13 protein-coding genes are annotated in these 12,630 nt (G+C 62.7%); 12 read left to right on the top strand and 1 reads right to left on the bottom strand.

Annotated features, from left to right (window positions below; translation table 11 throughout):
• Window positions 1-39 precede the first annotated feature (39 nt).
• From AC1RUK_RS11775 to tsf, 4 genes are all read left to right on the top strand, one after another.
• Window positions 40-318 (top strand): DUF4031 domain-containing protein, encoded by a 279-nt coding sequence (locus AC1RUK_RS11775; protein WP_436174901.1) that lies wholly within the window; start codon window positions 40-42, stop codon window positions 316-318.
• Entirely contained in the window at window positions 315-926 is a 612-nt protein-coding gene (locus tag AC1RUK_RS11770; protein ID WP_481835499.1) for a LysE family translocator, read from the top strand. The genes AC1RUK_RS11775 and AC1RUK_RS11770 overlap by 4 nt, the downstream gene beginning before the upstream one ends.
• 177 nt (window positions 927-1,103) lie before the next feature.
• Window positions 1,104-1,886 (top strand): 30S ribosomal protein S2, encoded by a 783-nt coding sequence (gene rpsB, locus AC1RUK_RS11765; RefSeq protein WP_404276793.1) that lies wholly within the window; start codon window positions 1,104-1,106, stop codon window positions 1,884-1,886.
• A 117-nt stretch (window positions 1,887-2,003) separates the two neighbouring features.
• Complete coding sequence (tsf, locus tag AC1RUK_RS11760) at window positions 2,004-2,927, top strand: translation elongation factor Ts (RefSeq protein WP_481835500.1); 924 nt, start codon at window positions 2,004-2,006, stop codon at window positions 2,925-2,927.
• Between the two features lie 21 nt (window positions 2,928-2,948).
• Here tsf and AC1RUK_RS11755 read toward each other — a convergent pair whose 3' ends face one another.
• The gene (locus AC1RUK_RS11755; protein WP_481835501.1) at window positions 2,949-3,875 is read right to left on the bottom strand and encodes a LysR family transcriptional regulator; all 927 of its coding nucleotides are present in this window, start codon (window positions 3,873-3,875) and stop codon (window positions 2,949-2,951) included.
• A 114-nt stretch (window positions 3,876-3,989) separates the two neighbouring features.
• Here AC1RUK_RS11755 and AC1RUK_RS11750 point away from each other — a divergent pair, with 114 nt between their 5' ends.
• From AC1RUK_RS11750 to bamA, 8 genes are all read left to right on the top strand, one after another.
• Window positions 3,990-4,517: a nuclear transport factor 2 family protein gene (locus tag AC1RUK_RS11750; protein WP_481835502.1), complete on the top strand. Its 528-nt coding sequence runs from the start codon at window positions 3,990-3,992 to the stop codon at window positions 4,515-4,517.
• A 37-nt stretch (window positions 4,518-4,554) separates the two neighbouring features.
• Window positions 4,555-5,664, top strand: coding sequence for an aldo/keto reductase (locus tag AC1RUK_RS11745; RefSeq protein WP_481835503.1), 1,110 nt, complete (start codon window positions 4,555-4,557; stop codon window positions 5,662-5,664).
• 157 nt (window positions 5,665-5,821) lie between these two features.
• A complete protein-coding gene (pyrH, locus tag AC1RUK_RS11740; RefSeq protein WP_436174907.1) occupies window positions 5,822-6,544 on the top strand; it encodes a UMP kinase in 723 nt (240 codons plus the stop codon).
• Between the two features lie 93 nt (window positions 6,545-6,637).
• Window positions 6,638-7,192, top strand: a complete 555-nt coding sequence (frr, locus tag AC1RUK_RS11735; protein ID WP_006205169.1) for a ribosome recycling factor — start codon at window positions 6,638-6,640, stop codon at window positions 7,190-7,192.
• Window positions 7,193-7,224: 32 nt separating this feature from the next.
• The gene (locus tag AC1RUK_RS11730) at window positions 7,225-7,944 is read left to right on the top strand and encodes an isoprenyl transferase (protein WP_481835504.1); all 720 of its coding nucleotides are present in this window, start codon (window positions 7,225-7,227) and stop codon (window positions 7,942-7,944) included.
• Window positions 7,945-7,955: 11 nt separating this feature from the next.
• On the top strand, window positions 7,956-8,771 hold the full coding sequence (locus tag AC1RUK_RS11725) for a phosphatidate cytidylyltransferase (RefSeq protein ID WP_481835505.1): 816 nt from the start codon (window positions 7,956-7,958) through the stop codon (window positions 8,769-8,771).
• A 124-nt stretch (window positions 8,772-8,895) separates the two neighbouring features.
• Entirely contained in the window at window positions 8,896-10,038 is a 1,143-nt protein-coding gene (rseP, locus tag AC1RUK_RS11720) for an RIP metalloprotease RseP (protein ID WP_481835506.1), read from the top strand.
• A 218-nt stretch (window positions 10,039-10,256) separates the two neighbouring features.
• Window positions 10,257-12,623: an outer membrane protein assembly factor BamA gene (gene bamA, locus AC1RUK_RS11715; RefSeq protein ID WP_481835507.1), complete on the top strand. Its 2,367-nt coding sequence runs from the start codon at window positions 10,257-10,259 to the stop codon at window positions 12,621-12,623.
• Window positions 12,624-12,630 lie beyond the last annotated feature (7 nt).

Raw genomic sequence — 12,630 nt, 5'->3', positions numbered from 1 at the left:
CATGGCTGCCAGAGAGAAATCGGGAGTGCGGCAAGCCTCATGGCGGTCTATGTCGATGCGGCAATCTGGAAATGGGCCGGCCACCGCTGGTGCCATCTGATGGCCGACGATACCGATGAATTGCATCGCTTTGCGGCCGCGCTCGGCGTCAAGCGTTCATCCTATCAGGGACCACCCAGGACATCGGCGCCGCATTATGACATAACCGGCTTCGAGCGCGACCGCGCGGTGCGGCTCGGCGCCATCGAATGCAGCCGCGAGGAGATCGTTGCGATCTTCCGGCGGGTGCGAGTGCCGAACGGGAAGAGACGGCGATGACATTGACGGCATTTCTGGCTTACTGCGCTGCGATCTCGCTTGCGGCCGCCACGCCCGGTCCGGCGATGTTTGCGGTCATCACCAACGGCGTTTCGCGCGGCTTCGTTCGCGCTTTCATGGCCGGCGTCGGCATCGCCGCCGGCGACGCGGTGCTGGTGATTCTGGCACTGCTCGGCCTGGTGGCGCTGGCGCAGACCTTCGAATGGGTGTTTCTCGCCCTGAAATATGCAGGTGCCGCCTATCTGGTGTTTCTTGGCATCAGGATGTGGCGGTCGGCAGCCACGCAATCCGACGGGCCGACTACGGCGCAGCCAAGGCTGTCGCGATCGTTTTTCCTCGGTGCGTCCATTGCCCTGGGCAATCCGAAGGCGATCCTGTTCCACGCTTCCATCATGCCGCTGATCCTCGACCTCGACACGATGACCTTCGCCGACGGATTGCTGGTGATCGCCGTCGTGATCAGCGTCAACATCGTCACCATGGGCGTCTATGCAGCATTGGCCGGCAGGGCTTCCGGCTGGTTCAGGACGCCGGGCCGCATGCGCCTGATGAACAGGTTTGCCGGCAGCGCCATGATCGGCACCGGTGCGCTGATCGCCGCACGCTGAGCCATAAGTCGGCGCAGCGCTTGCGTTTGTCGCGCATCCCCTCTATATGGCCGCTCATTCCACACACGGACTTTGGTGTCTGCCCGGGAGAAATCCGGCTGAAACCTCCGGTGGCGTTCAAGGACCTCGGTCCGAAAATGCCTGTGTCCGTGGAGGCTAACCGGAAAGGAACTAAGAATGGCTCTGCCTGATTTCAGCATGCGCCAGCTTTTGGAAGCTGGCATTCACTTCGGCCACCAGACCCACCGCTGGAACCCGAAGATGGCGCCTTACATCTACGGCGCCCGCAACAACATCCACATCATCGACCTGTCGCAGACGGTGCCTTTGCTGCACCAGGCGCTGAAGCAGGTGTCAGACACCGTCGCCAAGGGCGGCCGCGTGCTGTTCGTCGGCACGAAGCGCCAGGCATCCGACATCGTTGCCGATGCCGCGCAGCGTTCGGCGCAGTACTACGTCAATTCGCGTTGGCTCGGCGGCATGCTGACCAACTGGAAGACGATCTCGAATTCCATCCAGCGCCTGCGCAAGCTCGATGAGCTGCTGGCCGGCGAGGCCCAGGGCCTCACCAAGAAGGAGCGCCTCAACCTCGACCGCGAGCGCGAGAAGCTCGACAAGGCGCTGGGCGGCATCAAGGACATGGGCTCGACCCCGGACCTGATGTTCGTCATCGACACCAACAAGGAAGCGATCGCCATTCTCGAGGCCAAGCGCCTGGGCATTCCGGTCGTCGCCATCATCGATTCGAACTGCGATCCGGACAAGATCGACTTCCCGATCCCCGGCAATGACGACGCCGCCCGCGCCATCCAGCTCTACTGCGACCTGATTGCCAAGGCTGCGATCGACGGCATCGCTCGCCAGCAGGGCGCGCTCGGCGTCGACATTGGCGCCTCGGTCGAGGCTCCTGTCGAGCCGGCGCTCGATCCGACCCCGGCCGCCGAGAGCCCGGAAGCCTAATAGCGAAGGCCGGTTCCGGCCTTCATCTTTCCAATATGTTGGCGCGTTAAGCGCTGGTGTCGGGCGCATCATCGGGAATCGATGGTGCGTCGGCGCATTTGAAACAAAGAGGCGACAATGAGCATTTCGGCTGCACAGGTCAAAGAACTCCGCGACTTGACCGGCGCGGGCATGATGGACTGCAAGGCGGCGTTGAACGAGACCAACGGCAACATGGAAGAGGCCGTCGACTGGCTGCGCAAGAAGGGCATCTCCAAGGCCGACAAGAAGGCCGGCCGCACCGCCGCCGAGGGCCTGATCGGCGTTGATTCCGGCGTCCGCGAGGCCGCGGTCGTCGAGGTCAATTCCGAGACCGACTTCGTCGCCCGCAATGCCGCTTTCCAGGAGATCGTCGCCAACGTCGCCAAGGTCGCGCTGGCCTATGGTGGCAAGACCGATGTGGTCGCAGCGGCCAAATATCCGGGCTCGGACAAGTCGGTCACCGACACCATCAAGGACGCGGTCGGCACCATCGGCGAGAACATGGGCTTCCGCCGCTCGGCCAAGCTCACCGTCGAGCACGGCGTTGTCGCCACCTATGTCCACAACGCGGTTGCCGACGGCCTCGGCAAGCTCGGCGTGCTGGTTGCCATCGAGACCACCGGCAACGAGCAGGCGGCCAACGCCTTTGCCCGCCAGGTCGCCATGCATGTCGCCGCCACAAACCCGATGGCGCTGACAGCCGAGCAGATTGATCCGGCGGCGGTTGAGCGTGAGAAGGCGATCTTCTCCGACCAGGCGCGCCAGTCCGGCAAGCCGGAAGCGATCATCGAGAAGATGGTCGAGGGTCGCTTGCGCAAGTTTTACGAAGAGGTCGTTCTCCTGAAGCAGGCCTTCGTGCTCAATCCCGACATCACCGTCGAGAAGGCGCTGAAGGATGCCGAGAAGGAGATCGGCGCGCCGGCCAAGATCACGGCCTATTTGCGCTTCGCGCTCGGCGAAGGCATTGAGAAGGAAGAGACCGATTTCGCGGCGGAAGTCGCTGCGGCGGTCAAGAAATAGCTCTGAAAAGAGCTCCCCTGCTCAGGCAGCACGGCCGGGTGTCCGCGAGGATGCCCGGCCGATTTCTTGTGCGGTGTCGATGAAGGCCCTGAGCTTCGGGGCCATCGACGCCCGGCGCGGGAAGTAGAGGAACAGGCCGGGTTCCTCGATCGCCGATTGCGGCAGGATCTGCACGAGGCTGCCGGCGGCGATGTGCGCGCGCACCAGCGGCTCGAAAACATAGGCAATGCCGATTCCGGCCAGCGCGAGATCGATCGCGGCGAGTGAATCCGTGACGATTGCCGTGCCGCGCGTTTCCACGGACACGTCCTTGCCATCATCCGTCAGATCCCAGCGATAGAGCGCGCCGCTGCGGACAAGCCGGTAGCCGATGCAATTGTGGTTCGCGAGATCGGCCACATCGCGCGGACGACCATGCCGCCCGATATAGGCGGGAGTGGCAGCCATGACGGCGCTGAACGGTTGCGTAAGCCGGACCGTGACCATGTCCTGCGCGATCATCTCGCCGAGCCTGATGCCGGCGTCGAAGCCTTCTCCGACGATATCGACGAGCCCCTGGTCGGCGACTATTTCGACCGTCACGTCCGGATAGCGCTCCGCCATCATTGTTACCACGGGCGTCACCGCCAGGGGGATAGCGATATTGGAGGCGTTGATCCTGAGCTGGCCTGTCGGTCGCCCCTTGCTGCCGCGGATACGATCCATCCTCTCGGTGATGTCCTGCAACGCAGGGGCGGCCGTCTCGACCAACGCCTTGCCGGCCTCGGTCAGTGAGACGCTGCGCGTCGTACGCGCAAACAGCGGTTGACCGATCCGCTCCTCGACGAGACGCACCGCATGGCTGACCGCCGAGGGGCTCATGCCGAGTTCGGCCGCGGCAAGCGCGAAGCCGCCGCGCCGGGCAACGGCGACGACGACTGGCAGATGGCTGAGCAGGTCTCGCTCCATTCATGAACAATATCGCATAGTCATTGCGAACAATGCAATCTTCTCGATGCCAACGCGCCGGCCCATATTGCTCTCAACACATCGGCGGCGGGCTGATGCACAAGGAGATGAGACATGAACGCGTTGAGAAACGTCACCTTCGCAGCAGGCATTGCGCTGGCGCCATTCGATGCCGGTGGCGCCGAATTATCCGAGTGGCGAGCACTCGCCGGCGAGCGCGCCGTCATCCGCATTGCCGACGTCATCGATCGCGCCGTCGACGCGCGGGACTGGCAGCTCGCCCGCAGCTATTTCGCAGATCGCGTCACGGTCGATTTCAGCAGCCTGAGCGGACAGCCTCCAGCAACCATTGCCTCGGACGACCTGATCGGGACCTGGGCGGCGAACCTGAGGGGCAGCAAGACAAGCCTGCACCTGCGCACCAACCACCAGGTCGCCATCGATGGCAACGGCGCCACGGTGTCGTCAAACGGCTACGCCTGGAACCGGATGGAAGGCAATGGCGACCCGCTCTGGGAAGTCTGGGGCACTTACGAACACCACCTGACCCGTTCGGATGACGGCTGGATAGTGGATGGCTTCACATTCCGGATGACGCATGAGCGCGGCAACCCGTGGGTCAAAGCCACCCCTGGCCACTGACCGGCGGCATCATCCTGATCTCGATCGGAGCGACACCATGACGATGACTTACTACAATCTCGGCAACAGCGGCCTCCGGGTGAGCCGCATGGCATTGGGCACGATGACCTTCGGCACCGAATGGGGGTGGGGGGCGGACAGGGAAACTGCCCGTGCCATGTTCGATGCCTATGTCGAGGCCGGCGGCAATTTCTTCGATACCGCCGACCTTTACACCGGTGGCACCAGCGAGACCTGGCTCGGCGAATTCGTGGCCGATCGCGGACTGCGCGACAAGGCCGTGATCGCCACCAAGTTCACAATGAACACCGAGCCCGGCAATCCGAACGCCGGCGGCAACGGGCGCAAGAACATCTTGCGCGCGGTGGAGGCCTCGCTCAGGCGGCTGGGCACGGACTATATCGACCTCTATCTACTGCATGTCTGGGACAGACTGACGCCGGCCGAAGAGGTCATGCGCACGCTGGACGACCTCGTGCGCGCCGGCAAGGTGCGTCATATCGGCCTGTCCGACGTGCCGGCGTGGTATGCGGGCCGAGCGCAAGCGATCGCCGAATTGCGCGGCTACGAGCCGGTTTCGGCCCTGCAGCTCGAATATTCGCTCGCCGAACGCACGATCGAGCACGAATTCGTCCCCTTCGGCACGCGTCACGGCGCCGGTATCATGATCTGGAGTCCGCTGGCCAGCGGCCTACTCAGCGGCAAGTACCGACCGACCCAGGCCGGAAATGCCGGGCGGCTCGATGGTTTCCGCAACACCACCCATCCGGGGTTCCAGAAATTCACGGAGCGCAACTGGAAGATCGTGACCGAACTCGAAAAGGTCGCCGCCGAACTCGGCCGCAGCATGCCCCAGGTCGCGCTCAACTGGGTGGCGACGCAGCCGGGCATCGCCTCTGTCATTCTCGGGGCTACGAAGCTCGGCCAGCTGCAGGACAATCTCGGGGCGCTGGACTTTTCAATTCCCGCCGACCTTCGCCAGAGGCTGGATTCGGTCAGCAGATCTCCGGCGCCATTTCCCTATTCGTATTTCGGTTCCGAGATACAGGCCCGGGTTACCGGCGGTGCCTCGACCGGCGACAAGCCTGTCGGCTATGCCCCGCGAGTACTCATCGAAGGTGAGGCCGTCAGCGTTACCAGCAGCTGACCGACCGCGACCAAAACAGCCGGGAATTGCGAAAGGGCGCCGCGTGACATCGCGGCGCCCTTCGTGTATCGGAACTCGGCATCGCGCCGGTGTTAGGAGCGCGGCGCCTGCGCGGCCTGCCCCCCAGGCGCATCACACGCAAAATGACGAGGACCAGATGACGGTGAAGCCCCTCTACCGACGTGTCTTGTTGAAAGCGTCGGGCGAAGCACTGATGGGCGAACAACATTTCGGCATCGACGTCTCGGTTGTCGACCGCATCGCCGCCGACATCGCGGAGGCCCGTGCGCTGGGCATCGAAGTGGGCGTGGTCATCGGCGGCGGCAACATCTTTCGCGGCGTCGCGGTTGCCTCCAAGGGCGGCGACCGCGTCACCGGCGACCACATGGGCATGCTCGCCACCGTCATCAACTCGCTGGCGCTGCGCACCTCGCTGAACAAGATTGGCGTCGACGCGGTGGTTCTGTCCGCCATCGCCATGCCCGAACTTTGCGAGAGCTTCTCGCAACGCCAGGCTACCGCCTACATGAACCAGGGCAAGGTCGTGATCTTTGCCGGCGGCACCGGCAACCCGTTCTTCACCACCGATTCGGCCGCTGCCCTTCGCGCCGCCGAAATCGGCGCCGATGCGCTGTTCAAGGGCACCCAGGTCGACGGCGTCTACTCGGCCGACCCCAAGAAAGACCCGAACGCGACGCGCTTCGAGCGCATCAGCCACGCCGAAGTCATCAACAAAGGCCTTTCGATCATGGATACGGCCGCGATTGCACTTGCGCGGGAAAACAACATTCCGATAATCGTCTATTCGATCCATGAGAAGGGTGGTTTTGGCGATATTCTGAGGGGCGGCGGCCGTTGTACGGTCGTTGCGGACGATTGATCCGGAGCTGTTTCGAAAACCAGGGCACCGGTTTTTTCGAAACAAGGCTCGAACACAAGCAGTGAACCCGGCTAACGGGTCGAGGAGATAAAGATGAGTGGTGAGTTCGACGACCTCAAGCGGCGCATGGATGGGGCGATTGCCGCATTCCGGCATGATCTCGCTTCGTTGCGCACCGGCCGCGCCTCCAGCAACCTGCTAGACGCCATCCAGGTCCAGGCCTATGGCACCGCCATGCCGATCAACCAGGTGGCGAACGTGTCCGTGCCGGAGCCGCGCATGATTTCGGTTTCTGTCTGGGACAAGGCAATGGTTGGCGCGGTCGATCGCGCCATTCGCGAATCCAATCTCGGCTTCAACCCGATCGTCGACGGCACCAATCTGAGGATACCGCTGCCTGAGCTCAACGAGCAGCGCCGCAAGGAGTTGGTCAAGATCTCGCATGGCTATGCCGAGAACGCCCGTGTCGCCGTGCGCCATGTCCGCCGCGACGGGATGGATTTCTTGAAGAAAGCGGAAAAAGACGGCGACATCAGCGAGGACGATCATCGCAAGCGCTCCGATCAGGTCCAGAAGCTGACCGACGAGATGATCAGCACCATCGACCACCTGCTTTCCGATAAGGAAGCTGAAATCATGCAGGTTTAGGGTCGGTCCTGCACCGGCTCGAAAGCGAGACAATGGCAACGCCCGCGCATGTCGCGATCATCATGGACGGAAACGGACGCTGGGCCAAGGCGCGCGGCATGCCGCGGCTTGCAGGCCATCGCGCCGGTGTCGAGGCGCTGCGCAAGACGGTGCGTGCCGCTCCCGGCCTCGGCATCTCGTTTCTGACCGTCTACGCCTTCTCGTCGGAAAACTGGTCGCGGCCGAAATCCGAAGTCAGTGACCTGATGGGCCTTTTGAAGCTGTTCATCCGCCGCGACCTCGCCGAACTGCACCAGAATGGCGTGCGGGTGCGAATCGTCGGTGACAGGGCAGGGCTGAAGCCCGATATCAGGGGGTTGCTCCAGGAAGCCGAAACGCTGACCGCTGGCAATGAAGCGCTGACGCTGGTCATCGCCTTCAATTACGGCGGACGCGACGAGATCGTTCGCGCGGCGCGGAAGCTCGCCGCCGCCGCCGCGCTCGGCGAAATCGATAGCGAGGCGATCACGGCCGACATGTTTGCCGGTTCCCTCGACACCGAAGGCATCCCCGATCCGGAGCTGGTCATCCGTACCAGCGGCGAGCTGCGGCTGTCGAATTTCCTTCTGTGGCAGGCTGCCTATAGCGAACTGGTCTTCCTGCCTTGCTACTGGCCAGACTTCAGCCGCGAACACCTGGCCGACGCTTTGCGCGATTTCGCCAGCCGCGAACGCCGTTTTGGCGGCCTTGCCGCCCAAGACGTGGCTTCGTGACGGGCGGGCAAATGAGCAACCTCCAGCTGCGGGTCGTCTCGGCCTTGGTGCTGGCAGTCATCACCCTTGGCCTGACCTGGTTCGGCGGATTGCCGTTCCGTTTGCTTTGTGCGGCGATCGCGGTCGCCATCTTCTATGAATGGTCGCGCATGTCGCGGCCGGCTGGTGGCGCGGGCCTCGGCTTTCTGCCCGAAGCGCTGCTTCTGGTTTTCGTCGGCGCGCTGATCGCGGGCCTGCCGGCATCCTGGCTGCTAGCCCTTGTCGCCGCTCTGGTTGTGGTCACGGCGCTCGGCGCACAAATGCGCGGAGCAGCGCAATGGGATGCGGCCGGCATTGGCTACGCGGCGCTTTCCGGCCTGTCGCTGGCACTGCTGCGCGATGGCGACCGTTCCGGCCTGGTTGCGATCCTGTTCCTGTTCGCGGTGGTCTGGGCAACCGACATCTTTGCCTACTTCGTTGGCCGCGCCGTAGGTGGGCCGAAGCTGGCGCCGTCGATTTCGCCCGGCAAGACGCAGAGCGGAGCGCTAGGCGGTGCCATCGGCGGCGTGATCGCCGGCCTGCTTCTGGCGACCGCCGCAGGTGCCGGCAATCTCGTTGTGCTAAGCGTTGTTGCACTGGCTTTGTCGGTCATCTCCCAGGCCGGCGATCTTTTCGAGTCCTGGGTCAAGCGCCGTCACGGTGCCAAGGATTCCGGTACGCTGATTCCAGGCCATGGCGGTGTCATGGACAGGGTAGACGGGCTTGTCGCGGCGGCTTTCGCCCTGTACGTCATCGGCTGGATTTCGGCGAGCGCCGACCATCCGGCACAGGGGCTGTTTCCGGCTTGAACGACACGACTGCATGGCGAAGAACGGGCCTGCATGCCAAAGAATCGGCTGCGCCACGGATTCGCCTGGATTGATGTCACAGTCACGGCGCGACCTGCGCCGCGGGCGAATTTGAGGGCATGACTTGAACGAGATATTTCACGCGGTCTTCAGCACCGAAGGCTTTGTCCTCGGCACGCTGGTGCCTTTCCTGTTCGTGCTGACCGTGGTCGTCTTCGTCCATGAAATGGGCCATTACCTGATCGGTCGCTGGTGCGGAATCGGCGTGAAAGCCTTTTCGATCGGCTTCGGACCCGAACTCTTCGGCTTCAACGACAGCCATGGCACGCGCTGGAAACTCAGCGCCATACCACTGGGCGGCTATGTCAAATTCGTCGGCGACATGAATGCCACATCGAGCCAGCCCAGCGCCGAGGACATGGAAACGCTGAGCGATGCCGAACGCGAGGTCGCTTTCCACACCCAGCCGATCTGGAAACGCGCGGCGACGGTGGTGGCCGGGCCGCTGTTCAATTTCCTGCTGACGATAGCCGTCTTTGCGGTGCTGTTTTCGGTCTATGGCCGGCCCGTGCTCGAGCCGACAGTGGCCGAAGTCAGGGCCGACAGTCCGGCGGCCAGGGCCGGCATCCAGCCCGGCGACCGATTCGTCAGCGTCGACGGCAGCAAGATCGAGACCTTCGCCGACGTCCAGCGCCTGGTCTCCGGGCGTGCCGGCGACGCCATCACCTTCACCATGCTGCGCGACGGCAAGGAGGTGACCGTCACCGCGACGCCGGAGCTGATGGAGCAGGAGGATGCTCTGGGCAACAAGGTCAAGGTTGCCGTGATCGGCGTTGCCAACAACACCGAACTCGGCCAGCCGCGGCTGATCACATACAGCCCCGTCGGCGCGGTGGGAGCGGCTGTCGAGGAGACCGGCCACGTCATTCAGCGCACCGGCCAGTTCCTGCAACGCTTCGTTGCCGGCCGCGAGGACAAATGCCAGCTGGGCGGTCCGATCAAGATCGCCAAAATGTCCGGCCAGGCAGCAAAACTTGGCTTCGAGTGGCTGGTTCAGCTTGTGGCATTCCTGTCAGTCGGGATAGGAATTCTGAACCTTCTGCCGATTCCCCCCCTCGACGGCGGCCATCTCTTGTTCTACGGCGTGGAGGCTGTCATCCGACGGCCGGTGTCGGAATGGATGATGGAGATGGCCTATCGGGTCGGGCTGATTCTGGTTCTGGGCTTTATGGGTTTCGTGTTCTGGAATGATCTGTTTGGGTGCTGAAATCATGAAGGAATTTGACTTCGGCACCGCCAATGTTGAGACGCCGTTTACCATGCACGGGGATATGCGTGACGCGAAAGCCACGCATCAGGGTTAAGTAAATACAAATTAACCAGAAGCCTTGCGTGTAGGGAAAATCCGGTTATTACGGTATGGGAAATTTACCGCACGTCCGGTTTTCTCGCCGTGGGGACTTCGAGAAAAGGTACAAAAGCCCGATGAAGGCAGCATCCAAGTTTCTGAGCGCCGCGTCCGCGGTGGCCTTGTCCGCCGCTCTGGTTGTGCCAGGCGCGCTCGCAGTGCAGTTCGTTGCCACATCAGCTGCCGAGGCGGCCGTTGTCTCGAGAATCGACGTTTCGGGCAACCAACGCGTCGACGCCGACACCATCCGCAATTACATCCAGATCAAGCCCGGCAAGGCCTTTTCCAGCTCCGATATCGACGATGCGGTCAAGGCGCTGTTCGGCACCGGACTGTTCTCGGACGTCCAGATCAATCAGGTCGGCTCCTCCCTGGTCGTCAAGGTTTCCGAATATCAGGTCGTGAACCAGGTCCTGTTCCAGGGCAACAAGAAGCTCAAGGACAACGCCCTTGCGGCCGCGGTCCAGCTGAAGCCGCGCGGAACGTTCTCGCAGGCCACGCTTGATTCCGATGTCGAGGCGGTGAAGGCTGCCTATCGCCGGATCGGCCGCGACGATGCCGCCGTGACCACGCAGATCATGAATCTCGGCGACAACCGCGTGAACGTGGTCTTCAACATCAATGAAGGCGGCCGCACGCAGATCGCGTCGATCAATTTCGTCGGCAACAGCGCCTATTCGAGCCGCCGGCTTTCGGACGTCATCGCCACGAGGCGCTCGTCCTGGCTCTCGTTCGTGCTGCGTGACGACGTCTATGACGAGGACAAGCTGCGCGCCGATCAGGAGCTGCTGCGCCGCTTCTATTACAATCACGGCTATGCCGACTTCCAGGTCGTCTCCGCGGTCGGTGAACTCGACGACACCACCAACAAGTACACGGTCACCATCACCGTGCAGGAAGGTGACCGCTACACTTTCGGCGATGTCAGCGTCGAGAGCACGATCCCCGAGGTTGACAGCAAGGCGCTGGAGTCAGAGGTCCAGACCCACAAGGGCGACGTCTACAACGCCAAGGACGTGGAAGACACGATCATCGCGTTGACCGAGAAGGTCGCCGGTTCCGGCTATGCCTTCGCCCAGGTGACGCCGCGTGGCGACCGCAATTTCGAGAACCACACCATTTCGGTTGTCTACACGATCGATCAGGGCACCAAGGCCTATGTCGAGCGCATCGAGATCCGCGGCAACGACCGCACGCGTGACTATGTCATTCGCCGCGAATTCGACGTCAGTGAAGGCGACGCCTTCAACCAAGTTCTGATCCAGCGCGCGAAGAAGCGCCTGGAAGCGTTGAATTACTTTGAGAAAGTTGACATCTCGACCGTGCCGGGCTCGCAGCCCGACCAGGTCGTGCTGGTGGTCGACGTGGTCGAGAAGTCGACTGGTGAGTTCTCGGTCGGCGCCGGCTATTCGACCGGCGGCGAAACGGCAGGTCCGTCCATCGAAGGTTCGGTCACCGAGCGCAACTTCCTCGGTCGCGGCCAGTTCATCAAGCTTTCGGCGGGTGGCGGCAAGAATTCGCGCGACTACAGCCTCTCCTTCACCGAGCCTTATTTCCTCGGGCGCCGTATCGCTGCCGGCTTCGACATCTACCAGCAGACGCGCAACTACGACCACTACGACAGTGAGACGTTGGGCGCGACCGTGCGCTTCGGCTTGCCGATCACCGACGACATTTCGACACTGCTGGCGTACAATATCTCGCAGGAGAAGTATAAATACGACAACTGCGATGATAATGGCGATGGCGTGCAGGGCGATTGCGACATCTCGCTGGCGATCCAGAACGGTATTGCAGAGAGCCCGTGGCTCAAGTCGTCGGTCAGCCTTGGTCTGGTCTACAACACCATCGACGACATGAAGAACCCGCATGATGGTATTTACGCGAACGTCACCACGGAAGTGGCCGGCCTGGGCGGCGACGCCAAGTGGGTCAAGCTCACGGGCCGCTCCAGCGTCTACCAAACGCTGTCTGAGCAACTGGATCTTGTCGGGCTCTTGTCGGTCGGGGGAGGGCATATCGAAGGCTACGGTTCCAGCGATTTGCGCGTCTTCGATTATTTCCAGAGTAACGATCGCATGATCCGCGGCTTCGCCTACGGCGGCATCGGCCCGATTGCAACGGGTACCAGCGGTGACCACCTGGGCGGCGACACCTATTTCAACGCCTCGGCAGAAACCCAGTTCCCGCTTCCGGTCATTCCGGAAAGCTTCGGCTTGCGTGGCGCCGTCTTCGCCGATGCGGCGACGCTCTATGGCAACCAACTTCCTGCGGGCCAGGTCGAGCCGTCGTCAGTCGACATGCAGTGGCGCGCCTCGGTCGGTGTCGGCCTGATGTGGGCGTCGCCCTTTGGTCCGATCCGCATCGACTACGCGGTGCCGGTCAAGAAGGAAGAGACCGACGACCTACAGGAATTCAACTTCGGCATATCGACCCGTTTCTGATCCGCGG

The sequence above is a fragment of the Mesorhizobium monacense genome, assembly GCF_056781675.1.
The sequence above is the reverse complement of the archived record's forward strand: the minus strand, read 5'-3'. Positions and strand labels throughout refer to the sequence as shown.